The organism is Scandinavium manionii, from assembly GCF_024764775.1.
Taxonomy (GTDB): Bacteria; Pseudomonadota; Gammaproteobacteria; order Enterobacterales; family Enterobacteriaceae; genus Scandinavium; species Scandinavium manionii.
Genome location: NZ_JALIGC010000029.1, coordinates 19728 through 45963 on the forward strand (window position 1 = coordinate 19728; position 26236 = coordinate 45963).

The 26236-nt window shown below is 54.5% G+C and carries 25 protein-coding genes and 2 pseudogenes; 8 read left to right on the forward strand and 19 right to left on the reverse strand.

What is annotated here, in order from left to right; all coding sequences use genetic code 11:
* Positions 1 to 34: 34 nt before the first annotated feature.
* Entirely contained in the window at positions 35 to 976 is a 942-nt protein-coding gene (gene fabY / locus MUU51_RS01480) for a fatty acid biosynthesis protein FabY (RefSeq protein ID WP_159776554.1), read from the forward strand.
* A gap of 47 nt (positions 977 to 1023) precedes the next feature.
* Here fabY and MUU51_RS01485 read toward each other — a convergent pair.
* Positions 1024 to 1311 (reverse strand): annotated as a pseudogene (locus MUU51_RS01485) (alpha/beta hydrolase); the annotation flags it as partial.
* Positions 1312 to 1511: 200 nt separating this feature from the next.
* On the opposite strand from MUU51_RS01485, the gene MUU51_RS01490 reads away from it, so the two are divergent.
* On the forward strand, positions 1512 to 1754 hold the full coding sequence (locus tag MUU51_RS01490; RefSeq protein WP_159776511.1) for a ribbon-helix-helix domain-containing protein: 243 nt from the start codon (positions 1512 to 1514) through the stop codon (positions 1752 to 1754).
* A 5-nt stretch (positions 1755 to 1759) separates the two neighbouring features.
* On the forward strand, positions 1760 to 2128 hold the full coding sequence (locus MUU51_RS01495; RefSeq protein WP_159776506.1) for a type II toxin-antitoxin system VapC family toxin: 369 nt from the start codon (positions 1760 to 1762) through the stop codon (positions 2126 to 2128).
* Between the two features lie 38 nt (positions 2129 to 2166).
* Here MUU51_RS01495 and fdhE read toward each other — a convergent pair whose 3' ends face one another.
* Genes fdhE through fdnG form a run of 4 tightly spaced genes read right to left on the reverse strand, consistent with a single transcriptional unit; the run spans position 2167 to position 7690 of the window.
* The gene (gene fdhE / locus MUU51_RS01500) at positions 2167 to 3096 is read right to left on the reverse strand and encodes a formate dehydrogenase accessory protein FdhE (RefSeq protein ID WP_159776504.1); all 930 of its coding nucleotides are present in this window, start codon (positions 3094 to 3096) and stop codon (positions 2167 to 2169) included.
* On the reverse strand, positions 3093 to 3728 hold the full coding sequence (gene fdoI, locus MUU51_RS01505; protein WP_159776503.1) for a formate dehydrogenase cytochrome b556 subunit: 636 nt from the start codon (positions 3726 to 3728) through the stop codon (positions 3093 to 3095). Before fdoI ends, fdhE begins: the two co-directional genes overlap by 4 nt.
* Positions 3725 to 4627 carry a formate dehydrogenase subunit beta gene (fdxH, locus tag MUU51_RS01510; RefSeq protein ID WP_110511892.1) on the reverse strand — a complete coding sequence of 301 codons (903 nt, stop codon included), beginning with the start codon at positions 4625 to 4627 and terminating at the stop codon, positions 3725 to 3727. The genes fdoI and fdxH overlap by 4 nt, the downstream gene beginning before the upstream one ends.
* A 12-nt stretch (positions 4628 to 4639) precedes the next feature.
* Complete coding sequence (gene fdnG, locus MUU51_RS01515; protein WP_159776552.1) at positions 4640 to 7690, reverse strand: formate dehydrogenase-N subunit alpha; 3051 nt, start codon at positions 7688 to 7690, stop codon at positions 4640 to 4642.
* 193 nt (positions 7691 to 7883) lie between these two features.
* On the opposite strand from fdnG, the gene fdhD reads away from it, so the two are divergent.
* The gene (gene fdhD / locus MUU51_RS01520; protein WP_258966949.1) at positions 7884 to 8720 is read left to right on the forward strand and encodes a formate dehydrogenase accessory sulfurtransferase FdhD; all 837 of its coding nucleotides are present in this window, start codon (positions 7884 to 7886) and stop codon (positions 8718 to 8720) included.
* A 128-nt stretch (positions 8721 to 8848) separates the two neighbouring features.
* The gene (locus tag MUU51_RS01525; protein ID WP_110511886.1) at positions 8849 to 9061 is read left to right on the forward strand and encodes a YdgH/BhsA/McbA family protein; all 213 of its coding nucleotides are present in this window, start codon (positions 8849 to 8851) and stop codon (positions 9059 to 9061) included.
* Positions 9062 to 9105: 44 nt separating this feature from the next.
* Here MUU51_RS01525 and MUU51_RS01530 read toward each other — a convergent pair whose 3' ends face one another.
* From MUU51_RS01530 to MUU51_RS01555, 6 genes are all read right to left on the reverse strand, one after another.
* Positions 9106 to 10851 (reverse strand): putative frv operon regulatory protein, encoded by a 1746-nt coding sequence (locus tag MUU51_RS01530; protein ID WP_258966950.1) that lies wholly within the window; start codon positions 10849 to 10851, stop codon positions 9106 to 9108.
* Positions 10852 to 10858: 7 nt separating this feature from the next.
* Positions 10859 to 11920 (reverse strand): aminopeptidase, encoded by a 1062-nt coding sequence (locus MUU51_RS01535; RefSeq protein ID WP_258966951.1) that lies wholly within the window; start codon positions 11918 to 11920, stop codon positions 10859 to 10861.
* Positions 11901 to 13355 carry a PTS fructose-like transporter subunit IIBC gene (locus MUU51_RS01540; RefSeq protein ID WP_258966952.1) on the reverse strand — a complete coding sequence of 485 codons (1455 nt, stop codon included), beginning with the start codon at positions 13353 to 13355 and terminating at the stop codon, positions 11901 to 11903. Before MUU51_RS01540 ends, MUU51_RS01535 begins: the two co-directional genes overlap by 20 nt.
* A 12-nt stretch (positions 13356 to 13367) precedes the next feature.
* Positions 13368 to 13814, reverse strand: a complete 447-nt coding sequence (locus MUU51_RS01545) for a PTS fructose transporter subunit IIA (protein ID WP_258966953.1) — start codon at positions 13812 to 13814, stop codon at positions 13368 to 13370.
* Between the two features lie 149 nt (positions 13815 to 13963).
* Positions 13964 to 14287 carry an AzlD domain-containing protein gene (locus MUU51_RS01550; protein ID WP_159761608.1) on the reverse strand — a complete coding sequence of 108 codons (324 nt, stop codon included), beginning with the start codon at positions 14285 to 14287 and terminating at the stop codon, positions 13964 to 13966.
* A complete protein-coding gene (locus MUU51_RS01555) occupies positions 14287 to 14949 on the reverse strand; it encodes an AzlC family ABC transporter permease (RefSeq protein ID WP_159776488.1) in 663 nt (220 codons plus the stop codon). Before MUU51_RS01555 ends, MUU51_RS01550 begins: the two co-directional genes overlap by 1 nt.
* A gap of 101 nt (positions 14950 to 15050) precedes the next feature.
* Between MUU51_RS01555 and MUU51_RS01560 the strand changes: the two genes are divergently transcribed.
* A complete protein-coding gene (locus MUU51_RS01560; RefSeq protein ID WP_258966954.1) occupies positions 15051 to 15599 on the forward strand; it encodes a helix-turn-helix domain-containing protein in 549 nt (182 codons plus the stop codon).
* 294 nt (positions 15600 to 15893) lie between these two features.
* Positions 15894 to 17291, forward strand: a complete 1398-nt coding sequence (locus MUU51_RS01565; protein WP_159776484.1) for a carbohydrate porin — start codon at positions 15894 to 15896, stop codon at positions 17289 to 17291.
* A gap of 47 nt (positions 17292 to 17338) precedes the next feature.
* Here MUU51_RS01565 and MUU51_RS01570 read toward each other — a convergent pair whose 3' ends face one another.
* From MUU51_RS01570 to MUU51_RS01580, 3 genes are read right to left on the reverse strand one after another with little or no spacing between them, the layout of a single operon-like run.
* On the reverse strand, positions 17339 to 18088 hold the full coding sequence (locus tag MUU51_RS01570) for a GntR family transcriptional regulator (protein ID WP_235033725.1): 750 nt from the start codon (positions 18086 to 18088) through the stop codon (positions 17339 to 17341).
* Positions 18089 to 18145: 57 nt separating this feature from the next.
* Positions 18146 to 19405: a PTS sugar transporter subunit IIC gene (locus MUU51_RS01575; protein ID WP_258966955.1), complete on the reverse strand. Its 1260-nt coding sequence runs from the start codon at positions 19403 to 19405 to the stop codon at positions 18146 to 18148.
* A gap of 27 nt (positions 19406 to 19432) precedes the next feature.
* The gene (locus MUU51_RS01580; RefSeq protein ID WP_258966956.1) at positions 19433 to 20743 is read right to left on the reverse strand and encodes a 6-phospho-beta-glucosidase; all 1311 of its coding nucleotides are present in this window, start codon (positions 20741 to 20743) and stop codon (positions 19433 to 19435) included.
* Positions 20744 to 20923: 180 nt separating this feature from the next.
* Between MUU51_RS01580 and MUU51_RS22160 the strand changes: the two are divergent.
* Positions 20924 to 21034, forward strand: a pseudogene (locus MUU51_RS22160) (hypothetical protein); the annotation flags it as partial.
* 73 nt (positions 21035 to 21107) lie between these two features.
* On the opposite strand, the gene rhaM reads toward MUU51_RS22160, so the two are convergent.
* Genes rhaM through MUU51_RS01610 form a run of 5 tightly spaced genes read right to left on the reverse strand, consistent with a single transcriptional unit; the run spans position 21108 to position 26140 of the window.
* Complete coding sequence (rhaM, locus tag MUU51_RS01590) at positions 21108 to 21422, reverse strand: L-rhamnose mutarotase (RefSeq protein WP_258966957.1); 315 nt, start codon at positions 21420 to 21422, stop codon at positions 21108 to 21110.
* Positions 21419 to 22567, reverse strand: a complete 1149-nt coding sequence (fucO, locus tag MUU51_RS01595) for a lactaldehyde reductase (RefSeq protein ID WP_159776476.1) — start codon at positions 22565 to 22567, stop codon at positions 21419 to 21421. Before fucO ends, rhaM begins: the two co-directional genes overlap by 4 nt.
* A 56-nt stretch (positions 22568 to 22623) precedes the next feature.
* Positions 22624 to 23628, reverse strand: coding sequence for an ABC transporter permease (locus MUU51_RS01600; RefSeq protein ID WP_159776474.1), 1005 nt, complete (start codon positions 23626 to 23628; stop codon positions 22624 to 22626).
* Complete coding sequence (locus MUU51_RS01605; RefSeq protein WP_159776472.1) at positions 23625 to 24629, reverse strand: ABC transporter permease; 1005 nt, start codon at positions 24627 to 24629, stop codon at positions 23625 to 23627. Before MUU51_RS01605 ends, MUU51_RS01600 begins: the two co-directional genes overlap by 4 nt.
* On the reverse strand, positions 24629 to 26140 hold the full coding sequence (locus MUU51_RS01610; RefSeq protein WP_159776547.1) for a sugar ABC transporter ATP-binding protein: 1512 nt from the start codon (positions 26138 to 26140) through the stop codon (positions 24629 to 24631). Before MUU51_RS01610 ends, MUU51_RS01605 begins: the two co-directional genes overlap by 1 nt.
* Positions 26141 to 26236 lie beyond the last annotated feature (96 nt).

The following is a 26236-nucleotide window of genomic DNA, read 5'->3' on the forward strand; positions in this document are numbered from 1 at the left end:
AGGTTGGGCGCGGGCCGCAAAAGAGAGTTCCGCTATGTATCACCTTCGAGTACCGCAAACGGAAGAAGAATTAGCGTGTTATTACCAGTTCCGCTGGGAAATGCTGCGCAAGCCGCTGCATCAGCCGCAGGGCTCTGAGCGTGATGCCTGGGACGCCATGGCGCATCATCAGATGGTGGTGGACGAAGCGGGTAAGCTGGTGGCGGTAGGCCGCCTGTATATTAATGGCGATAACGAAGCCTCTATCCGCTTCATGGCGGTCGACCCGTCGGTGCAGGATAAAGGTCTCGGTACGTTGATGGCGATGACGCTGGAGTCCGTAGCGCGGCAGGAAGGCGTGAAGCGCGTGACCTGTAGCGCCCGTGAAGACGCCGTCGAATTCTTTGCCAAGCTCGGTTTCGTGAACCAGGGTGAAATCACCACGCCACAAACGACGCCGATTCGGCACTTCCTGATGATTAAACCCATCGCGACGCTCGATGATATCCTGCACCGCGGCGACTGGTGTGGACAGCTTCAGCAGGCGTGGTACGAACACATTCCACTGAGCGAGAAAATGGGTGTACGTATTCAGCAATACACCGGGCAAAAATTCATCACCACCATGCCGGAAATCGGCAACCAGAATCCGCATAATACCCTTTTCGCTGGCAGCCTGTTTTCCCTCGCGACGTTGACCGGCTGGGGCCTGATCTGGCTGATGCTGCGCGAGCGTCATCTCGGCGGTACGATCATTCTGGCCGATGCCCACATTCGCTACAGCAAACCGATCAGCGGCAAGCCAAGTGCGATAGCCGATCTCGGCTCACTCAGCGGCGATCTCGACCGCCTGGCGCGCGGACGTAAAGCCCGCGTTCAGTTGCAGGTTGAGCTATTCGGCGACGAGACCTCTGGCGCGATTTTTGAAGGCATCTTCATGGTCTTGCCCGCCAAACCTTTCGGGCCGCTGGAAGAGGGCGGCAACGAAGAGGAGTAGTGAGCGAAGATGTAGCTCAGAATTCATTTGTTGATTCGGTATGCGTGGCGCAGTTGCTTCTCGTGAGTGGTAACGCCACCGCTGATAAAGCAGCCGCCATGGTAGTAAATGACCGCAGGACGCGGGTCGCTGAGCAGCAAAGGCGAGGCGACCCAAAAACGAATGCCTTCGTGTTCGAAAGAGCGTGTCTGGACACGCATTTCTTTATCCCCAGCCAGCACCGTGCTCGCAACGTATCCGGCTCTGCGTTCTTCTACGCTCTGAGTTCTGGGCGAGGGTCTGCCCGCTGCAATGAAGCCGTTAACCAACTCCGCAATACCTGCTTCCAGTGCCATTTTGTTATCCATTTTACTGTGTGCATATCCAGTGTTATGACCTGGAATTTGCTATTTGAAAACCGCCATTTACTGTTTTGTCCAGATTCTGGAAAGCTGCTCGCAAAAGCGATCAGAATCTCAATTTTCGACTTTAACCCTTCTACGACCATGTGTATTTTGATGGTTAATTGAGCAGCAATGATATACTTGAGGTATATATGAGCATGGTGTCAGGAATGGATATGGGTCGAATATTACTCGATTTATCGGATGAGCTTATTAAGCGCCTCGATGATCTTAAGCAACATCGTAACCTTCCGCGAGCCGAGCTTCTGCGGGAGGCCGTAGAACAATACCTTGAGAGGCAAAACCAAAACGCCATTGCAGATGCGCTTGGACTCTGGAAAAACTGTGATGAAGAAGGCGTTGAGTATCAAAGAAAACTGCGAGAGGAGTGGTAATAGAAATGACCGCTGCTCTTTTTGATACCAATATCTTAATTGATTTATTTAGTGGTCGCCGTGAAGCCATGGAAACGATCGAAAAATATGCTTCGCAGCGCGCAATTAGCCTGGTGACCTGGATGGAAGTCATGGTCGGTGCCAGAAAATATAACCAGGAAAACCGGACGCGTCTCGCACTGTCTGTATTTGAAGTTATCGACATCTCGAAGGACATTGCAGAAAAGAGTGTTCAGATAAGGCAAGAGCATGGAATGAAACTTCCTGATGCCATCATCCTGGCAACCGCGCAGGTGCATCGGCGCAGTTTATTGACACGCAATACAAAAGATTTTTCAGGGATATCCGGCGTAGTGACGCCATACATTTTATAGAGCCGGACAACCCAATGCTGCCCGATTCTTAATGGAAATTACTCCCCTTCGCCCGGGAACAGGAACGGGTTGATGGAACTGCGGGCAAAGCCCTCTTGTTCCATTCGCGCATCCAGCACCAGCGAGGCGAGGTCGTCGGCCACGGGCTCGACGTTGGGGTCTTTTTCCTGATACAGGATTTTGAGGTAGGTTCCGCAGTCGCCACAGCTTTCGGCTTTGACGGAGGACTGCTCGTTATCCAGTGACCAATAGTGTAAATCGCGGCTCTGCTCGCAGTTACTGCACTTCACGCGCACCACGTGCCATTCGGATTCACACAGGTTGCAGTGCAGGTAGCGCAGCCCTTGGGTGGTACCAATTTGCACAACGCTCGACACCGGCATTGAACCGCACACCGGGCAGAACTGGCGATGTTCGCCGTATTCCGCGCGGGCTTTCCCCGGAATAAGGTTCGCCATTTGCGCCCAGTACAGCGACAGCGCGGCCCAGATGAACGGAGCTTTATCGCTGCTGACGGAGGAAAAATCAGACGCGAACAGCGCAGATGCCATCTCTTCCAGCTCAGTGTCTGACGCTTTTTCAAGGTTCTCGATAACTGCCAGCGCCGGGCCACTCATTTCAGGTTTCAACTCGGCAATCATCGATTGCAGAAGTTTCTGCCAGTGCTTATCGCGCGGCAGCGTGCTGATATCCAGTGGCGGTTTGCCCTGGTCTGCCGCTTCTTTGATGCGCGCGGTCAGATCCATTTGCAGCGGGTGGTCGTAAAGCACCACTTCCTGGGCGTGGGCTATCAGCGCCGCAAAGCGCAGGTAGTCGCCAAGCGGATTATCCTGCGCCAGCTGCAGCAAGCGTTCCGCTCTGCGGTGATAAAGATTTTTCAGTCGCGGGAATAATAACGGCGGAATTGCTTCCGCCGTACGTTTCTCGCTACTCCCCAGTTCATCTTGTGGGATTATGCGAATACTCATTCGGTCGATTTTTCCTCTTTCTGGCGGACTTCACGGTACCAGCGCGGGTGATGTTTTTTCGCCCATGCGCTGGTGACCCAGCCTTCCACCATCGCGGTAATGGTGCCTTTGACCCAAAGGGCCGCGTAGATATGCACCATAATAACCACAATTAACGCGACTGCGGCAAATGAATGCAGCATCAGCGCGATGCGGATAATCGGAATTGGGAAGGCGGGCGCGAAGTAAGGTCGCCAGATAATCACGCCGCTCACCAGCAGCAGCAGCAGGAAGATAATCGCCGCCCAGAAAACGCACTTCTGGCCGAAATTGTATCGTCCTGTGTCACCCACTTCATCGTTGACGATAATCTTACGGATATTCTTCGCCCAGAAGATATCGTCCCGATTGATGAGGTTGTGATGCCAGTAACGGAAGAACATGATGATGAACGAAGCGAACATCACCACCCCGACGAACGGATGCAGAATACGCGCCAGCTGCGGCGTGCCGAGAATATGCATTAGCCAGTTGAAGGACGGGAAGAAAAAGCCCAGTCCGCTCACCGCCGCCAGAATGAAGCAGAAAGCGGTGACCCAGTGGTTGATGCGTTCCGGCGCGGTGTAGCGCACGATGGTGTCACGACGTTTCATTTGCGCACCTCGTCTTTCTCTTCATGCAGATTATCCTCTTCCTCATCGGCGCGGTTCGGACCGACCCCGACGTAGTGGAAGATGCTGGCCGCAAAGGTTGCTGCGAAGCCAACTGCCGCAAGCGGTTTCCAGATACCTTTCCAGAATTTAACGGTTTGACTGATTTCCGGGTTTTCCGGCAGGCCGTGATACAAACCGGGTTTGTCGGCATGATGCAGGACGTACATCACATGCGTACCGCCGACGCCCGCAGGATCGTACAGACCCGCGTTGTCATAACCGCGCGTTTTCAGCTCGGTGACGCGCTCGCCCGCCAGCACTTTCATATCCTCTTTCGAACCAAAGTGGATAGCGCCGGTTGGGCACGTTTTCACACATGCCGGCTCCTGGCCCACGGTGACGCGGTCGACGCACAGCGTACATTTGTAGACGCGATTATCTTCCGGGTTCAGACGCGGCACATCAAACGGGCAGCCTGCAATGCAGTAGCCACAACCGATGCACTGCTCGGACTGGAAGTCGACGATGCCGTTGGCATACTGAATGATAGCCCCTTCCGACGGACACGCTTTCAGACAACCAGGATCGGCACAGTGCATGCAGCCATCCTTACGGATAAGCCACTCCAGTTTGTCGTTCTGCTCGACTTCCGAAAAGCGCATCACAGTCCATGATTTTGCGGTCAAATCCGCCGGGTTGTCGTACACCCCGACGTTGTGACCGATTTCATCACGGATATCGTTCCACTCCGAACAGGCCACCTGACAGGCTTTGCAGCCGATACAGGTGGTCACGTCGATGAGTTTCGCCACTTCCTGTTGATGATCCCGCGCCTGAGGCGCGGGCGTGAAACCGTTAGTCGCGGAACGGCGAATAATATCTTGAGATTGATAAGCCATATTTCGTCTCCGCTAGACCTTTTCCACGTTCACGAGGAAGGATTTAAACTCCGGCGTCTGGGTGTTGGCATCGCCAACAAACGGCGTCAGGGTATTCGCGATAAAGCCTTTCTTCGCGACGCCCTGATAACCCCAGTGGATCGGAATCCCGATGGTATCCACGTCTTTCCCGTCCACTTTCAGCGTGCGAATACGTTTGGTCACCACCGCCTTGGCTTTGATATAGCCGCGGTTGGAGGAGACTTTCACCGTGTCGCCGTGGCCGATGCCGAGTTTATCCGCCAGCTTCTCACCAATCTCGATGAACTGTTCTGGCTGCGCGATAGCGTTCAGCAACGCGTGCTTGGTCCAGTAGTGGAAGTGCTCGGTCAGACGATACGTGGTCCCAACGTACGGGAACTTATCGTGTTTACCCATCGCTTCCATATCGTCTTTGAACACGCGTGCGGCCGGGTTCGAAATGACGTTCGGGTGCAGTGGGTTAGTGCCAAGCGGCGTTTCAAACGGCTCGTAATGTTCCGGGAACGGCCCTTCTGCCATCTTATCGAGAGCAAACAGGCGTCCCATACCTTCCGGCTGCATGATGAACGGCCCAACGTCAGTCCCCGGCGCTGCAGTGCTGTAGTCCGGAATATCCGCGCCGCCCCATTTCGCGCCATCCCACTTGATCAGCTGGCGCTTCGGATCCCACGGTTTACCCTGCGGGTCTGCGGAAGCACGGTTATACAGGATGCGACGGTTCAGCGGCCATGCCCATGCCCAGCCGAGCGTATTGCCCAGGCCTGATGGATCAGCGTTATCGCGACGCGCCATCTGGTTGCCGTCCGGCGTCCAGCTGCCGGCGAAAATCCAGCAACCGCTGGCGGTGGTGCCGTCATCACGTAGCTGCGCAAACGAACTGAGCAGCTGGCCTTTTTTGACGATAACCGCGCCGGTAGCCGGATCGGTAATATCTGCCAGCGCTTTACCGTTGCTTTCCATCGCTACTTCTTCCGAAGCAGGCTCGTCCGGCGTGGAGTAATTCCACGTCATGTTGAGCACCGGCTCAGGCGCCGGGCCGCCGTCTTTGGCATACATTTCACGCATACGCATGAAAATACCGGCCAGGATTTCACCATCGGTTTTGGCGATCCCCGGGGCATCCGCGCCTTTCCAGTGCCATTGCAGCCAGCGGCCGGAGTTAACGATAGAACCGTTCTCTTCGGCGAAGCAGGTTGATGGCAGACGGAATACTTCGGTCTGGATTTTTGACGGGTCAACGTCGTTCTGCTCGCCGTGGTTCTGCCAGAAGGTAGACGTTTCAGTATTCAGCGGATCGATAGTGACGAGGAATTTCAGCTTCGACAGCGAGGCCACAATCTTGTTTTTGTTCGGGAACGACGCCACCGGGTTAAAGCCCTGGCAGAGATAGCCGTTCACCTGGCCTTTGTACATCATGTCGAAGTACTGCAGCACGTCGTAGCCTTTGTCCCACTTCGGCAACCAGTCAAAGCCCCAGTTGTTTTCCGCTGTCGCCTTGTCACCGTAGAAGGATTTCATCATCGAGACGAAGAACTTCGGATAGTTGCCCCAGTAGTTTACCTGGCCTTCCAGCAGCGGTTTTGGCGTATTGGCGGTCAGATAGGTTTGCAGGTCAGTTTGTTTTTCGCTTGGCAGCGTCATATAGCCCGGCAGGCTTTGCGACAGCAGGCCAAGGTCGGTCAGGCCCTGAATATTGGAGTGACCGCGCAGGGCGTTCACGCCGCCGCCTGCCATACCCATATTGCCGAGCAGCAGCTGGATCATCGCCATGGTGCGGATGTTTTGCGCGCCGACGGAGTGCTGCGTCCAGCCCAGGGCATACAGGAATGAGGCGGTTTTATCGTGAGCGCTGGTTTCCGCGATGTACTCACAGACTTTCAGGAAGTCAGCTTTCGGCGTACCACAAATGTTCTCAACCATCTCTGGCGTGTAGCGTGAAACGTGCTCTTTCAGCAGGTTCCACACGCAGCGCGGATGAGTCAGCGTGGTGTCGCGTTTGGCGTGGCCGTTTTCGTCCAGTTCATAGTTCCAGCTGGTTTTATCGTACTTGCGTGCGTCGGCGTCATAACCCGAGAACAGACCGTCGTCGAACGCGTAATCTTCGCGCACAATCAGGCTGGCGTTGGTATACGCCTCGGTGTATTCACGGTTAATTTTTTCGTTATTCAGCAGATACAGAATAACCCCGGACAAGAAGGTAATGTCCGTGCCGGAACGAATCGGCGTATAGAAATCAGCGACCGATGCCGTACGCGTAAAGCGCGGATCGATAACAATAAGTTTGGCGCCATTATGTATTTTGGCTTCCATCGCCCAGCGGAACCCGACCGGGTGCGCTTCAGCGGCGTTACCCCCCATCACCACAACCAGGTTGGCGTTTTTAATATCCACCCAGTGGTTGGTCATCGCACCGCGACCAAATGTTGGAGCAAGACTTGCTACCGTTGGTCCGTGTCAGACGCGTGCCTGGTTGTCCACCGCGAGCATACCGAGCGCACGGGAGAATTTCTGGGTTAAATAGCCGGTTTCGTTACTGGACGCAGATGCACACAGCATACCGGTGGAGAGCCAGCGGTTGACGGTAGTGCCTTCGGCGTTTTGTGCGATGAAGTTGGCGTCACGATCGGCTTTCATCAGTTTGGCGATGCGTTCGAACGCGTCGTCCCAGCTGATTTGCTGCCACTTATCGGAGCCTGGTGCACGGTATTCAGGGTATTTCAGACGGCTTTCGGAGTGGATGAAATCCACCAGACCCGCGCCTTTCGGGCAAAGCGCCCCACGGTTTACCGGATGATCCGGGTCGCCTTCGATATGGAAGATGGATGCTTTGGCGTTCTTTGCTCCGTCACCGAGGCTGTACATCAACAGCCCACAACCGACAGAACAATATGTGCAGGTATTACGGGTTTCACGGGTGCGCAGCAGTTTATACTGTCGCGTTTCCGCCAGCGCTACGCTTGGGGCAAACCCCAAAGCAGCTGCCGTTGTGCCTGCCATACCGCCAGCGCAGATCTTAAAGAACTGCCTTCTGCTGACCTGCATGGTCACTCCTTGTTTCGACATTGCTTCCCCGTCGCCACTCAATACCTAAACCGCTAAGGGGATGGATTGTTATTTACCTTTGCGGTCATTGCCACAAAGGTTCAGAATTGGGGTAATCTCCCTCTTTCCCGGAGGGATATGCCTTCAGAATACCACAATGTGTGTACGTTTGTTCCAATGCGGTTAATGTAAAGTGAACGAAAAATCATCAGAACAGGTTGGTAATGTGAGTGATATCACTGGAATGCGTCAGGTGAATCTCTGGAAGCGCCAGGATTTACACCACACTCAGCAGGACGAGCTCGCGGAAGAGGTCCCCGTGGCGCTGGTCTATAACGGTATTTCACATGTGGTGATGATGGCATCGCCGAAGGATCTGATGCTTTTTGCCATCGGTTTTTCCCTCTCCGAAGGGATTATTGAAAACCGATCGGAAATTTTCGGGATGGAAGTGCTGCAGGTCTGTAACGGACTCGAAGTGCAGATTGAACTCTCCAGCCGGCGTTTTATGGCGCTCAAAGAACGTCGTCGCGCGCTGGCCGGGCGCACAGGCTGCGGCGTGTGCGGCGTGGAACAGCTCGATGATGTGGGTCGCCCGATTACACCGCTGCCGTTCACCCAGAATTTCAGCCTCAAATATCTCGATCTCGCGCTCGAACACCTCAACGATGTCCAGCCGGTGGGCCGTCTGACGGGTTGCACCCACGCTGCCGCATGGGTCACCTCTAACGGCACCCTGGCAGGAGGAATGGAAGATGTCGGCCGCCACGTGGCGCTGGATAAACTGCTGGGACGACGGGCGGGCGGAGGCGATGTATGGCAGCAGGGCGCAGTGCTGGTCTCCAGCCGGGCCAGCTATGAAATGGTGCAGAAAGCCGCGATGTGTGGCGTAGAAATCCTGTTCGCTGTCTCCGCTGCGACGACGCTGGCGGTGGAAGTGGCTGAGCGCTGCAACCTGACGCTGGTGGGCTTCTGCAAACCGGGTAGGGCGACGATTTATACCCATCCTCAGCGCCTTTTGGTTGGCTGATTTTAATTCAATTAATTTGAATGATGTAAGCAAAACCTTCCGCTATTCGTTGTCAGTATGTGGGTCTATTATTTAACACATCAAGGAAACATGCCTTACCAAGACAACTTAACTGAAGGGTATACATCATGAAAAGCATCAAAACTTTTGTAGCAGTTATCGCTCTCGCAACGTCATTCGGTTCTTTCGCTGCACAGACTGTCACCGCAACCTCTTCCACCATCGATGGTGCAGAAGCGAAAATCGCAGCACAGGCTCAGGAAGCTGGCGCATCTTCTTACACCATTACCCAGGCTTTCACCGGTAACCGCGTACACATGACCGCTGAGTTAAATAAGTAAGTCATAGCCACTGTCCCTGGCTCGTCTTGAGCCCGGGACAGGTTTCATTCCCGCAGCAACCGCACAAACTCTTCCGCACTTTTTAATCCCGCAATTTTCCCCGGTAAATGCTTGTACAACGTTCTGGCCAGATAGCTGAATATTTTCAGTTCATGGCGGGCAGATGCGCTGGCGCAGGCGATCAACAAATGGCTCACCGGCTCATGGTTGACGACAACAGACCGGGGAAGCGTAATGAAATAGCCGCGAAATGAGGTCTCTTTTTCGCTCCAGCAATGGGGAATCGCCAGTTGATTGACGATCAAATTCTCCCCTTCCTGTTCACGCTGACAAATACGCCAGGCTTCCTCATCGGTGAGATGCCCTTGCCTGACCAGGCGCTGACTGACCCGCGCGCAAATCTCAAGCCAGGTGTCGTTAGGCTGATTTTCTTCATGGAAACATGCATCGACGGGAAATAACCGTTCCAGATTCTGGCGGATATACACGGTATCGAGGAAATCTTTAATCTGCCCGATACCCGCAGGGGTGATGATATTGCGGATATTCAGCACATTGCCGATGTTGACGTTGAGCTCAAGATGGCTGTTATTGATGATACAAACCGGCTGAATTTCGTCACGCAGGCCCATCAATCCGGACAGACTGCGGGCAATATGTACCCGACAGTTAGGCACATCCCGCTCGATAGCCAGCTTGTTAATGGTGGCGATGGCGTTTTGTTCGGCGAGCAAAATCACCGGCTGCCGCTCTGTTTGATGGCGTTCCAGCGCGCACGCGAAATACAGCCCAATCAAGTCGCTGTCAGAAACGATAATTCCCAGCCGTTCCCGCAGCAGGCCGATAAAACGAATGCTCATATCAAACGCCACGGGCCATGCAGCTTTCAGGTTATTCATGCTGCTCTGACGGCTTTCCGCCACCCAAACCGGTGATGCGGCACAGCGCGTCACGTGTCCGGTTAAATCCTCAATAAGCTGTGCGTCCTGCACACCGCCCGGATGGTCAATCAACGCCTCATCCAGCAGTTGTTGGATCCTGTCTGGCGTTATCTGCGTGGCGTTGTACTGCAACGCATCCAGCAACGAAATCAGTACGCTCAATGTCTTCTGATTAAAATAAAACCCTGCATTCTCAATGCATAAAGCGATTTCGCGATCCGCATCGACCTGGGGCGCATTGCGGATAAGATTTCGCATCGCCCACACCGCCAGCACCACGCTCACCACATAGTCGCGGTGGATGGCCGGCCAGGCCTGAAGCGCACTGATGCCAGCCGTCAATCGTTCGACGGCGGCGTAATTAAAGCCCGTGAGAGACGACACAAATGGATCTTTTTTTAGCAGGTTAGCGAGGATCAGAATCTGCCGGGCTTCAGGCTCGTCGATGAAGTACCCGACGCCTGGCCGCCCGGCGATGGTGAAGACTTTTTCATAGCGCTGGCGCAGTTTCACCAGCTTCTCCGCAATCAATGTTTCGGGAAGATTCAGCGCATCAGCCAGCTGAAGACGAGTGGTAAACCCGTTGAGCAACAGCAGCGCCAGCAGCTGATCGTCGTTGTCATGGCGCTGAAGCAGCTGGAAATAGTGCTTTCTGTCGAGAATTTCCAGCTGTACGCCTGCGCTGCCCTGACTGGTTACCCGGGCGCGTCCGCTGAGGGTAAAATTCAGATAATCAATGTCCCGCGAAATGGTCCGGGCGGAAACGCCAGCGTGTTGCGCCAGTTCCGCAAGGGAGCTGGGCTGATGTTCCAGTTTTTCCAGAAGAGAAAGCTGGCGGTCGTTAAGCATCCTGTTGTTACCTGAAATCCCGCAAAGCCGCCACGGTATCACCATTCAGCCGCTGTAAAAGTGTGCGGACCACGGTAAACAACGCGTTGTAATCTTTTTCAGAAATCATCCCGTTATTGGCGTGCAAGTAGCGTGTCGGCAGACACAGCGCCAGAACCGGGCGGCCGCCGCCCATTACGTTATAGCGTCCGCCGTCGGTGGCGCCGGTTTTCATGATGCAGAACTGCACGTCACTCTCGGTCTGGCTGGCACACTCTTTCAGCATTGAGGTCAGTTTCTGATTGGGGAAATAACGCTTATCGAATAGCATCGCCGCCGGGCCGTGCCCGAGTTTAAGCGGAAATTTGACGCTATCGATGCCTGGCACATCGCCCGCTACGGCGGTATCCAGCACAATGACCACGTCCGGTTTGATGTGCTCGGCTGACGTCTGCGCCCCGCGCAGGCCGACTTCCTCTTCCACGCTTGCCACGCCGAACAGCGTAATGTCCGGGTTATTGACCGACTGGAACAGCTCCGCCATCAGGGCGCAGCCTGCGCGGTTATCCAGCGCTTTGCCGACAATTTTATCGTCTCCCCAATGGGCGAAATGCGCCTCTGGGCTGATGAAGTCACCAATGCAGATACCACGATTTCCCACCTGTTCGCGGCTGTTGGCACCAATATCAATAAACATTTCGTCGAAATCGACCGGTTGCTGCTTTTGCTTTTCGCTCAACGCATGAGGAGCCACAGAGCCGATCACGCCAGGCACATGTTTTCCGGCACGGGTACGGATTGTCACCCGATGATTGAGCATTGACTGACTCCACCAACCGCCGATGGTGGCGAAACGCAGAAAACCGTCATCGGTAATGTGACTGACCATAAAGCCAACTTCGTCCATATGACCGACAATCGCAACTTTCGGTCCGTGGCTGCCTTTGCGGGCAACAAAGCTGCCCAGGCCATCGAAACTGATCTCATCCGCACAGCCTTCGAGCGTCGCCCGCAAAATATCGCGAACTTCCTGTTCATCACCGCTGACGGCGGTGGCATTGCAGAGTTGCTTAAGCAGTTCGTTGTTCATGCAGAGTGTCCTGTTTCGCCATTTTGCGCTTCAGCCAAAAGCCTTTGAGCACAATAATCAATGTGATATTGAGTGCCAGGCCGCATGCCAGCACCAGATAAAACGACCCGACCGGCGACATCAGCCCGATCAGCGGATCAAACACGCCAAGCCCCGGTGCCAGACGCTGAATGCCAAAGGCGATAACCAGCATGCCGGTGATGCCGCCGCTCAGGGTATTGGCGGTGATCATCGGCAGTGGGGCGGCTAATGCATACGGAATCGCCGGTTCGGTGGCAACGGTAGCGCCCACTACAATCGCGCTGCTGGCTGCGCTTTTTTCCTGTTGAGTGAAGAGCTTCGGCGCAATATAGGTGGCGATCCCTGCGGCCATTGGCGGCATCAGCGCTACCACGCCCACGATGGCGTACCAGTCGTAAATGTGTTTTTCCAGCAGCGAGAAGCAGAAGAACCACGCGGTTTTGTTGATCGGGCCGCCCATATCAAACGCCAGCATTGCGCCAACCAGGAACGCCGCACCGAGCTTCATTGACGGCGGAATGGTGTTGAGGAAATGCAGCAGGCCGCTCATCAGGTCGGACATAAACGGCCCGACGATGTAGTAGGTCAACACGCCAAACAGCAACAGCGTGACGAAAGGGATAAGCATCGAACCGAGTAACGGTTGCAGGGCTTTGCCGAGGCGGACCTTGCGAAACCACAGCACGAAATAGCCGATGGCCAGACCCAGTACCACTGCGCCGAGGAAACCCGCGCCGGACTGCGTGCCGAGCAGGGCTTTGTCGTTCGCCAGGTAGCACACCAAAAATGCCGGCGCGAAAGCCGGTTTATCGCCAATCGATGACGCGATATACGCCCCCATTACGGGGATCATGAAAGTGAAGCCGAGATAGCCGATGGACTCGACCACCCAGGTAAACGATGGCGCGCCTTTGGCCATATCGGTATACGGCAAGCCCATTTGCACCAGCATATTGGCGATCGCCACCAGGATACCGCCGCCGATCACAAACGGCAGGGCGGCAGAAACGCCCGCCATTAAATGGCTCATCACGCTGCCCTGCGCCACGTCCTGTTTTCCCAGCTTCATGCTGCTGTCGGCGGTAAACGTCTGCGAATGGGACGCCAACTGAGGGAAAATGGCATCGATATTTTTCAGTGCCTGTGAGATAGGGATTTCATAGACTCTTTTGCCAACGAAACGCAGCCGATCATCATTACTGATGCCGCGCCCGGTGGCGAGAATGACATAATCGGCGGCGTCGATTTCCGCATCGCTCAGGCGGTTTTCAACCCCGCTGGAGCCCTGCGTTTCCACCCGAATGGTGTGCCCGAGCTGACGGGCTTTTTGCTCCAGCGCTTCGGCCACCATATAGGTGTGCGCGATCCCCGCTGGGCAGTTAGTTATGGCAACAACGCGTAATGACGATTCCATGGCCGGTTCCTGTTAGTCGCTGAGCGTATGATTGAGCTGCGTGAGAATTTGGCTGACGTCGCCCTGTTGCAGCTGGCTGATAAAGTCGGCGTGGATAATCTTGCGGCACAGCGAACCGATCATTTTCACCTGGTTTTCTTCCCCTTCCTGCGGAACGCCGATGCAAATCCAGCCGTTCACCGGTTCGCCGTCTGCGGCCTGCCAGTCAACGGGGCTTTCTCGGCGGGCAAACAGAACGAAAGGATGTTTAACCACGCGGCTTTTGCCATGCGGCACCGCGATGCCGGAACCAAAACCGGTGGAGTGCAACTTTTCGCGTTGCAACAGCGTTTGCAGGAACTGGTTTTTATCGCTGACAAAGCCGCGGGTGAACGCCATATCGGCCAGCGATTTCAGAATGGAATAGGGCGTATTGCCACTGATGTTGAGGTTGATGCAGTCGGGGGTAAGAAGCGCCATGCTGATAATCCGTCTAAAAAACAGACACTCAGTGTAGCGGGCAGAAGGGACAACGCTGATGGGCAATATGTCGTGCGGGCCTGACAGAAACTGCGCTAAGTTTTGCGGGCTGGCGCACACTCAGACGCGGGGCCTGAGTGTGTTACCGATTAGTGCAGGCCGAAGTAGCGCAGCAGCGCGGTGACCACCGCTGCCGATAAAATCACCACGATAAGCGGCATTTTGCGCCAGGCGAGAAACACCGCCACCGCCACGCCGAGGACGCGCGCGCTACCGGCAAAATGGCTACCTTCGAAGAACGTTGCCGCCAGCGCGACGGCAAACAATAAGGTCGTCGCTGCGTCGTTGAGTATCGCCTGTGAACGTTCGGACAGCGCCAGTTTATTGCCGAGTTTGGTGCCGCCAAAGCGCATCAAATAGGTGCCGACAGACAGCACTGCGATACCCGCAATAATCCATAAGGTCTCGCCCATTATTTCTTCCTCGCAAACAGGCCCAGCAGCGACAACAGGACCGGCACGCCTGCGGGCGTAAACGGCACAGCGGCTAACGACAACGCTGCGCCGCTCATCGCGCGGATAAGCGTGGTGCGATGTTTAAAGGCCGGGATCACCAGCGCCACGAGGATGGCCGGGAACACCGCATCGAGGCCGATGGTTTCAGGGGACGGTAGCAATTTGCCTACGCCACTGCCCAACAACACGCCGAGTGGCCAGAGGATTGCCACGCCGCAGCCGCACAGCCAATAAGCGGCTTTACGTTGTTCTGGCGTCGGTTGTGACATGCCAAACACCACACTTTCGTCGTTCATAACATGGCAGCCAAGCAGGCCGATGGCGCGCTTGCCGACCAGGTTACGCACCGCGACGCCGAAGGGGATATGACGGGCGTTGACCAACAAACCCGCGACGGCGGCCGCCAGTGGATTGCCACCGCTGACAATAATCCCGAGGAACATAAACTCAGACGCACCGGCCAGCACCAGCGTGGATAGCGCCAACGGCACCCACAGTGGAAAGCCCCATGACATCGCCAGCGAGCCATAGGAAACCCCGACCACGCCAACCGCCAGGTCGACCAGAAGAATTGCTTTAATGGTGTCGCCTTTCAGGCAGGCGAGGTGACGTCGGAACATAGAAATTTAGCCATATCGAACGAGTATTCATTATAATGAACGCTGTTGATTTGATTTACAAGATGAACGATTCGTTCGATTTATAAAACACGGAGCCGTGTATGACACAGCCAATCGGCGTTATCTCCCGCAGTCTGGTGCGCGAACGCCAGCGCACCGGGCTTTCATTGGCCGAAATTGCCCGCCGTGCCGGGATAGCTAAGTCGACGCTGTCGCAACTGGAAGCAGGCAACGGTAATCCTAGCCTGGAAACTCTGTGGTCGCTGTGTGTGGCGCTGGATATTCCGTTTGCCCGCTTGCTGGAGCCGCAGGCCCCCACGACCCAGGTGCTCCGCCGGGGTGAGGGCACAAAGGTGGTGGCCGAACAGGCTAACTACCAGGCGATTTTACTGGCTACTTGCCCGCCGGGTGCGCGTCGGGATATTTATCTGCTGATGACACAGCCCGGAGCGGACCGTATTTCACATCCACATCCGCCGGGTTCTGTGGAACATATTATTGTGACTCAGGGCCGGGCGTTGGTGGGATTAACGGAAGCGCCAGAAGAGTTAGGTGAAGGGGATTACATTTGTTATCCCGCCGATCGGGAGCATGTGTTTAAAGCGCTGAAAGAAGATACTCAGGCTATTCTGATCGCTGAGCAGAATTAATTATAATCGCCCTCAATAACATGGGCGGTTTTTAGCTGAATTGATTTGTTTATTATATGATTGAAAAACAGGGATGTTAGCTCGCTCACGTTGTTGCTCATTTCCATTATCACCTTTCCCTTCTTGATAATATTATCTTTGAGCCTGATTTATTTAGCATATTTCTGAATAAAATCATGTTTGATAAACGCGTGCGTCTCTTTTATCAAATAACAATAAAATACATTCATCGCATAAATACATTATCCGCGGGATGTCATTTCCGCTTTATTATTATGTCATGGAAGGTAACGAATGAAAAAAACGACTCTGGCTGTCGCAATAGGATTATTGCTGGTGGGGAATTCCGCCCTGGCTAAATCAGCACCGCTCACCGTAGAACAACGATTGCAACTATTAGAAGAAAGGTTAGTGTCCGCAGAGAACAGAGCACTGTCGGCAGAACGTGAAGTTCAGGAATTGAAAAGCCAGCAAACCGTGGACAGAAAAGAGCTCAAGGCCGTTCAGGAAAATACAGTAGTCAGAAGCGAAACGCCAAAATCTGAAACGGCGAATAATGCCACCGCCCCGGCATTATCGCTTTCCGGCTATGGTGACCTGAAGATTTACGGCGATGTCGAATTTAACATGGATGCTGAAAGTAAGAGAGGGACGCTGACCAAACTCAATGAAGACAATACAACCGAACAATGGGATATGGATGGTCGTATTCTGATTGGTTTCGACGGGATGCGTAAACTGGCTGATGGCCGTTTTGCCGGCTTCTCTATCCAGCCACTGGCGGATATGTACGGCACCATGAACCTTGATGACGCGTATTTCCACTTCGGTCAGGAAAATGACTGGAAAGTGAAAGTGGGTCGTTTTGAAGCCTTTGATATGTTCCCGCTTAATCAGGATACCTTTGTTGAGCACTCCGGTAACACGGCCAATGACCTTTATACTGATGGTCAGGGCTATATCTACATGATGAAAGAAGGTCGCGGGCGTTCCGATGCGGGCGGTAACTTCCTGTTGAGCAAGCAAATCGATAACTGGTACTTTGAATTGAATTCCCTGATTGAAGACGGGAGCACGCTTTTTGCCGATAGCGATAATGTTAACGCGGATGGCCGTACCTACCACGGTCGCGAAATGGATAAAGAGAGAAATGTCATTTATATGCGACCGGTTATTTCCTGGTCTCCAATGAAAGAACTTTCATTCTCTGCGGCAATGGAATCCAACGTCATTAATAACGCCTATGGTTATACCAACAGCAAAGGCGAGTTTGTCGATCAGTCCGATCGTACCGGCTATGGTTTAACCATGACATGGGACGGGAAGAAAACCGATCCTGAAAATGGCGTAACATTTAACCTTAATACGGCCTATATGGATGCCGACAATGAAGAAGATTTCACTGCCGGCGCGAACGCGTTATGGAGAAACTTCGAGTTGGGTTATATCTACGCGCATAATAAAATCGACGACTTTGAAAACATGGTTTGCGATGATGACTGCATCATCACTGACGAAGGGGCCTATGATATTCATACCATCCATGCTTCTTATTTGATCCAGAACGTGATGGATATGAATAACTTCAATATTTATCTGGGGACCTACTGGTCTAAAATTGAGAGCGACGAGAAGATTTCCAGCAACGATGATCGCTACGGTGCTCGCGTGCGGTTTAAATACTATTTCTAAGAATTTAATTAAATGTGAGCAAAAAAGCGCCTGATGACAGGCGCTTTTTACTTTCCGACCCAGTTGTTTTTTATTTTGAATTTATCGGCCCGATTATAGCTGAACGAATAGTTGAAGATGGTGCCATCTTCGAGTTTGGTGACGCCGGAAACCTTTAACATTGGCAAGCCAGGCGCGATACCCAGCAGGTCAGCCATCTCTCTGGAAAATAGGCCGCCTTCAATCACCGAGTTGTAGAACTTAATTTTTTTGCCAGTGTAGGTTTCGATATATTCATATAGTGAGCCTTCATTCAGCAAAGTATCGGGGATCTCGGTAATGACTGCTGCATTAATCCATGAGTCCTCAACCAGCACCGGCGTATTATCAATCAGTCTCACGCGGCGGATGAAGTGCACGTGCTGCCCCGGTAAGACTGCCAGTTGTTGCGCAATCTCAGGCGTCGCGGGCAGCAATTTATGGCTAATGAGGCGGCTGGAGATTTTTGCCTGAAGATGAAACTCACGGGAAAAACCGAGGACGGTATCGCTGGCGCCGTTGTTAAGCATATACACGTTATCTTCGATAACCCGGGTGACAAACATCCCTTTCCCGTGGATCCGCTCAATGAAGCCTTCCTGCTCCAGTAGGTGCATCGATTTTTGTAGCGTCACCCGCGTCACGCCGTAAATCAGCGCCAGTTCTCTCTCGGAAGGGATCTTTTCCCCCACCCGGTAGCGCTTATGCAGAATATCGTCTTTGATGCTGTTCTTAATTTCGATGTAACGGGCAACCATAAAAGAGGTATCAGTGAGCAATAAAAGGAACCAGTATAACACTGTTGATCGGAGGGGCGTGTTTCCACGCCCTGAAGTTTACGCGTGCTCACGCAATTGGGTTTCCTGCATCTGCATTTCTACCCGCTCCTGTAGTAGTTGTTTTTTCTCCAGCATCTTAAAGAACGGGAAATACATCACGGCTGAGATAATGACCATACAGCCTGACCAGATAGCGGCCGGAATATTGCCGCCCGTGGCAAAATACGCATTAAGGATGGGGGGCATGGTCCAGGGGACCTGTAATACCGGTTTACCGATAATGCCAAACGACATCAGCAGCCACGAGCAGGTACAAATCACCATCGGCGTGGCGATTAAGGGGATCATCATCAGCGGGTTGAATACCATCGGGACGCCAAAAATCACCGGCTCGTTGATGCAGAACAGCGCCGGGCCAAAGGAAACCCGGCCAATTGACTTGTAATAGCGGCTCTTCGACCACAGCATCGCCAGTACCAGCCCCATTGTCGCCCCGGAACCTCCCGAACAAATAAAGATAGTGTAAAACCCTTCGGCATTGATGTGTGGAATGGGCTGATGTGACAGATACGCTTGGGTATTTTCGGCGATAAACGTAAGGAAAATCGGGCTGGTGATCCCCGACAGAACATTGGTGCCATGAATGCCGCAACACCACAGAAGTGAGATCAAACCCACCAGTACCAGCATGCCGGGCAGCGTATCCAGCCCGCGAACCAGCGGGCTGAGTATCAGCGTGAAAAATGCATTGATATCGAAATTGAGCACCACGCGCACCAGCCAAATTAGTCCTAAGCAGACGCAGGCTGGCGCCAGGCTGACGAATGACTGCAAAACGGCAGGCGGCACACCCTCGGGCATTTTGATGTAGAGCTTATGCACAATGAAAAAACGCACGATATACACCGTCAATACCGAGAGGATGATGGCGGAAAAAAGCCCGGCGGCGCCAAAATTATCGACGTTAATCTTATGGTGGTCATCCAGTTGCGATAACAAAAACACCGCGACCGTAATACAGGCGCAGCTCAGGCCGTCCAGCGCGTAATGTTTGGCGAGGTGGTAACTGATGCCAATAGCGGCAATCAAACCAATTGCGCCAAACGTGGCCTGCACTGGAATGCTCAGCAGCGTGGCATAGTCGCCGAGCCACTCGCTCCAGCCCGGAATGGGCAAATTAGCAATGATGAGGAAAATACTACCGGCGATAATAAACGGTAGGGTAAACGCAATCCCGTTTCGCACGGCAACCAGCACCACGTTATTACCAATTTTAACCAGCACCGGGACGACGCTGTTCTCAAGAAAATCGTTCATATTTACTCCCTGTAAATACCGTCGGCGTTACAGCGTGTATTGCGGCAAATAGTCGCGGTTCGCCGCCAGATAGTCGGACAGAATGTGCTCTGCAACGGCCACGGAGGGCACCAGCGGATGCGACGCTAAGGCCAGCAGGGCCGTCGATTTATCGCCGGTCATCGCCGCTTCAACCGTCAGCTCCTCAAAGGCTTTTACGCTCTGAATCAGCCCTTTTATCGCTGCAGGAAGCCGCCCATAAGCCAAAGGATGTGCGCCGTGTGCATCTATAACGGCGTTGGTTTCAATCACGGACGTGTCGGCTAAATCCGGTGTGGCGCCCTGGTTGGGTACATTCACCACGTGGATTTCGCGCTTGTTGTTGTAAATAGAGCTGATAATTGAACATGCCGTATCGGAATAAAGCGCTCCGCCGCGGGCGGAAAGCGCCGCAGGTTTTTCGCATAAATTCGGGTCGCGATAGAGTTCAAACAGGGATTTTTCGATAACCAGTGATTGTTCGCCGCGCGTGCCACCGTGTTCAAGCGCCTGGAGCTCATGCTCTACCATTTCCCGGCTGAGATAAAAATACTTCAGATAGGAGAGCGGATAGAGCTTCAGCGCGCGGATGAATTGTGCGGGAAGGCCAATATCAGGAATGTTTTTGAGCTGGTTGCCGCCCACGCCCTGAGCCAGTTTCTCGATGAAATCGTCGGTCAGATCCTGGCCTTTGACCGCGATCCGATCGGCGAAGATCAGGTGATTTAACCCCATCACCCGGGCATACACATCCTCTCTTTCCACACCATACGCCGTGGCGATATCCCGCATCATGCTGTTTGCGCCGCTGCAAATGCCCAGTGATTTTATGGCGGAGTGCCGAGAAAGCGCTTCCGTCACCATGCCTGCCGGATTAGTGAAGTTAATCAGCCATGCATCCGGGCACAGCTGTTCCATTTTGCGGCATAAATCAAGCAGTACGGGAATGGTGCGTTGCGCTTTCATAAACCCGCCTGGTCCGGTGGTTTCCTGGCCCAGCACGCCATAGCGCAGCGGGATTTTTTCATCCTGAATACGCGCGGCAAGTTGCCCCACGCGAATTTGGGTGGTGACAAAATCCGCGCCAGCCAGGGCCTTATCCAGATCGGTGGTGAGATAAACGGTCATATCGATGCCTGCTTTTTTCACCATCCGCTGGGCGAGTGCGCCGACAATCTCCAGTTTCTCTTTTCCCGCATCAATATCGACCAGCCAGTACTCACTGACCGGCAGTTCCTGGTGGCGACGGATAAAACCGTCAATCAATTCCGGGGTATAGCCAGAGCCACCGCCGAGTGTGACCACTTTGAGTCTTTCCATTGCCTGGTTCTCCATGTGTAACTGGCGTATGCCAGTTTGGTGAGAACATAACATAATGGAGAAATCGCGCAGCGCGAGATTAATCACAGAATTGACTATCGGGAGGGGGTTCCTGCACCATCGGCAAAGAGCATCAGGCAGCAGAACAGTTAATTGCCACTGGCGGTGATTGAGGCTAGGCAGGCGTTGCCGAATGCGGCATTTGTGGCGTTTATCGGTACCCCTTTACTGAAAGATGACAAAACGACCAATAAGTTTGGGCCGATCGTTCACGCCTATACCATGCGAAAAGTGAAAACACGTCTGGATAATATGGCGAACAAATTGTTGTCCTCCCCTGCGTTTGGGGAGGACAGGTAGAGGCTTACTCCAGCCAGAACACTTCTTTCAGCTCCGCGCTCACCGGGCTGTTATCCAGATTTGACGGCATCACTTCACCCATGAATTTCCACCAGCGCTGACACACATCGGTGTTGGCGACGGCGTCCCAGCGTTCTTCTGACTCGATTTCTACCGTCGCGAAGAGCAGGTTGCGGGCCTTATCGAGATAAATGGCGTAATGGTGCGCGCCATGGGCTTTCAGCACCGCTTCCAGTTCGGGCCAGATCGGGTTGTGGCGACGTTCATATTCTTCGTGTGTATGCGGGTGGACCTGCATGACAAACGCTTTACGGATCATAATGCCTCCAGATACAGCTCGCGCACGTCGTCGCGGCTGGCGGTGCGTGGGTTACAGGACGCGCACGGGTCGGCGAGGGCTTTATCCAGCCAGCCTTCAATATCGGCCCGGGTGACGCCGAGTTCTTTGAAACCTGCAGGAATACCGACGCGGGCGCTCAGGTCACGAATTGCCTGAATCGCCGCCATGCTTGCCGCTTCGTCACTCATGCCGCGGGTGTCGACGCCCATCGCCTGTGCGACACGAGCGAAGCGGGCAACGGCGTTTGGACGGTTAAAGTTTTCGATGATTGGCAACAGGATGGCGTTGCAGACGCCGTGTGGCAGATTATGCGTCGCGCCTGGCTGATGGGCCAGTGCGTGGACCAGCCCCAATCCAGCGCTGTTAAATGCCATACCCGCCAGATACTGGCCGAACGCCATCTGTTCGCGCGCGTCGAGATTATGTCCATCTTCCACCGCTTTTGGCAGCCACAGCGTAATCAGGCGAATGGCTTCCAGCGCGTTAGCATCGGTCAGCGGATGCGCGCCCACGGAGACAAAAGCTTCGACCGCATGCGTTAGCGCGTCCATGCCGGTTGCCGCAGTGATGGAGGCCGGAATATCGAGCATCACGCTGGCGTCGTCCACAGCGATATCCGGGATGATATTCGGGTCGATGATGACTTCTTTTACCTGACGCACGCTGTCGATGATCACCGCGTTACTGGTCATCTCCGCGGCGGTTCCGGCGGTGGTGTTAATCGCCACCAGCGGCACGCCGGGGTGCTTCACTTTGCCTACGCCGGAATAGTCCGTGGAAGGGCCTGGGTTGGCGGTAAGGATTTTGACGGCTTTGGCGGTGTCAATCGGGCTGCCGCCGCCAAAGGCGATAATGAAATCGCAACTGGCGTCATGCCAGGCCTGATAGCCTTTTTGCACCAGCGCTTCCGTCGGGTTAGGGAACACCTCATCGAACAGGTGATAAGACATCTGGTGCGCATCCAGCGCGGTAAACAGGGAATCGAGCAGGCCCATTTTTACCAGCTGTCCGTCGGTGACAATCAGCGCTTTACCCCACTGTTTCCCCGCCACCAGTTCAACCATATCCGTAATTGCGCCCGCGCCGTGCAGGCTGATTTTTGGTAGTGCCAACATAAAACTCATGCTTATTCTCCTTAATATTGCTGATTTTACTGCCCGATGGCACCCGCCATCCGGCGTTAATTCCGTCTTCGTCGCAGCACTCTGCGAGTAATAATCGGCAGGGAAATCACCACGATCAGCATCGCGCCGATGATGATTGACATCACGATGCCCGGCACGTTGAGCAGGCTCAGGCCAAAGGTCACCAGCCCCATCAGGAAGGCGGCGATAATCACGCCCACCATGCTGCCGGAGCCACCAAGAATATTGACGCCGCCGAGCACTGCCATCGTCACCACTGATAATTCCCAACCCAGCGCAATGGTCGGGCGCGTGCTGCCCAAACGCGACGTCAGCAGCACCGCAGCAAGGCCGGACATCAGCCCGACCAGCACAAACAGCATCAGGTTGTGGCGTTTAACGTTAATGCCCGAAAACCACGCGCCGGTCGGGTTATTGCCAATCGCAAAGGTGCGGCGACCAAAGTTGGTTTTGTGCAATACGAAGGTGAACACCGCCGCGAGCACGATAAACAGCGCAAACTCAAATGACAGCGCGCCCCAGACGTAGCCCTGACCAAACCATGCGAAGCTCGCCGGATAGTGATTCAGCGCCTGATCGCCGAGCAAAATGTAGGAAATGCCGCGGAACAGGCTCATGGTGCCAATGGTAATAACGATGGAAGAGAGGTTCAGCCGGGTGACCAACAGCCCGTTCACTAATCCGCACAACACGCCCACGCCCAGCCCCACGCACACCAACAGAGGCGTATCCATTCCCGCCACGGCGCAAAAGCCCATCGCCGTAGAACTCAATGCGATGATCGCTGCCACCGACAGGTCAATTTCACGGGCGATGATCAGCATCGCCATCGGCAACACGATGATCGCTTTTTCGGTGAAGTTGAAGGTGGCATCTGACAGGTTCCAGATGTTGAGAAAATAGGGCGAGGCGAACGCATTCACCACGAACACCGCGAGGGTGACCGCCAGAAGAAAGCCTTCCCAGCACGCCAGGCGCTGGAAAAATGACGGGGCGGGTGACGCGTTTTGCACAGCGTCAGAAGTCAGCATTTTGCTCATGGTTTCACCGCCAGTTTTTGCCGGGCCAGCGCCGCATCGCGCAGGATGAGGCGACCTTTGCGTTTGTTGCCGCGCTCGTTGAGCACCACCGCAATCACAATCACCGCACCGGAAATCGCCATCTGCCAGAACGGCGATACACCGATAACCGGTAAGGCGTTGTTGATAACGCCGAGGAACAGCGCGCCAAACAGACAGCCGAGCACGCGCCCGGTGCCGCCCATGGTGCTGATCCCGCCGATCACGCAGGCGGCGACAACCTGTAGCTCAAAGCCGTTGGCGACATCGACATAGGCCACGGCGAAGCGGGAGATCCATAAATAACCGCAGAACCCGGCGAGCGCGCCGGAAAGACAGAAGCTAACAAACTGCATTTTCCCGGCGTTGATTCCGGTGTAATACGCCGCCGTGGCGTTGCCGCCGGCAGTATAAAGCGAACGGCCGGTGCGGCTGTAACGCAGGAAATACCCAACGATGAGCAGCCCGGCGATGGCGCACCAGCTCAGTACTGGCAGCCCTAACAGCGAGGCACGCGGCAGGCCAAGAAAATCCGCGCTCATCTGATTCGAGTTCACCCAGCCGCCGTTGGACAGCAGAAAAATAATCCCGCGATAAATGCTCATGGTACCGAGCGTTACCACAATCGCCGGAATACCCAGTTTCCACACCAGTAGCCCGTTGATGATGCCCATCAGCAGGCCGAGCAGGGTGGCCAGCGCCAGCAGGGCAATCACCGGAATGTCCGGATGGTGGAAATTGAGCAGTGCCACAATCATGCCGGTGAGGGCCAGATTGGCGGCCATCGACAGGTCGATGCCTTTGGTCAGCAGCACCATCATCTGGCCGAGGGCGAGAATGATAAGGATGGCCGTATCGTTGAACATTTCCACCAGATTACCCGGGGCGATGAACGACGGCGTGCGGCTGCCGATGGCGGCGACTAACAGCACAATCACCGCAGCCAGCAGGGCTTCGCGGTGTTTAAGCAGAGATTTCAACATTATGCCGCCTCCCTGTTTGCACCGCTGGCAGCGCTGACGATAACTTCCGCCGTCGCGTCGCCCGCGCGGTATTCCGCGACCATCAGCCCTTCGTGCATCACGATGATGCGGTCCGCCATGCCCATCACTTCGGGCAGTTCGGATGACACCATGATCACCGCCAGACCTTGCCCCACCAGCTCAGACATGAACTGATGTACCGCCGCTTTGGAGCCGATATCAATGCCTTTGGTCGGTTCGTCGAGGATGATCACCTCGGGATGAGTCGCAAGCCATTTACCGATCACCACCTTCTGCTGGTTACCGCCGGACAGCGTTTCAACGGCTTGCCGCCAGCTGGAGGCTTTGACCTGTAAACGCCTGGCGTAGTCGTCCGCGAGTTTCCATTCCCGTTCTTCGTGTAACACGCCATTCGGGTTAAGCTTCCGCAACTGCGGCAAGCTGATGTTTTGCGCGATCGGCAGCGCAATGATCGCCCCCTGTTTTTGCCGTTCTTCCGGCACGCAAACAATCCCGGCCTGAATAGCATCGGCGGGCTGGCGGAAGTGTACGGTCTGGCCGTTCAGGACAATTTCGCCGGATGACGGCTGCGTCACACCGGACAGCGCCTGCATCAACTCGGTACGTCCGGCACCGACCAGGCCGTAAAAGCCGAGAATCTCGCCTTTGCGCAGGCTGAAATCGATATGTGCAAATTCAGTCGGATGGCATAAGTCTTTCACTTCCAGCACCGTATCACCGGGTTCGCAGGTGACTTTCGGGAAGGTCTGGGTAATGGCGCGCCCCACCATCATCGCCACCATTTTTTCTTCGGTAATACCGTGGATATCACCTGCGCCCACGAATGCACCGTCGCGCAGAATGGTGTAGTGATCGGCCAGCTCGAAGATTTCGTCGAATTTGTGCGAGATAAACAGAATGGCTTTGCCGTCCTGTTTCAGGCGTTCAACGATTTGATAAAACTCCAGAATTTCATGCTGAGACAGGGCCGCAGTCGGTTCGTCGAGAATCACCACCTGGGCATCAAACGAGAGTGCGCGGGCGATGGCGACCATATGGCGCTGGGCGATACTCAGGGTTTTCAGCGTGGCGCGTGGGTCAATCTGCACTTCAAGCCTCGACAGCAGCGCCTGGGCACGGCGATGCATTTCCGGCCAGTCGAGTTTCTTCAGAAAGCCCTTACAGACGTACTGCCCGGCAAAAATGTTTTCGGTGACCGACAGTTCATCAAATAGCACGGTTTCCTGATGGATCGCGGTGATCCCCACTTTGTGGGCAGAATCTGGCGTGGGCAGCTGGATGGGGATCGCTTTATACAAAATATCGCCCTCGTCGGGCTGATAAATACCGGTCATCACTTTGACCAGCGTGGACTTTCCGGCACCGTTTTCGCCAATCAGCGCGGTGACTTTTCCGGGCCACAGGTTAAGTTGCACATTCTCCAGGGCGCGCACGCCGGGGAAGAATTTGCTGATGCCTGTGAGCTGGAGCAAGGGGGTGGATTCGGCCATCATGGTTCTCCGTCAAAGGGGTCTTGTAGGGCGGGTAAGCGGCAACGCCACCCGCCGTGTTGCCGGATGGCGCTACGCTTATCCGGCCTACAAAAC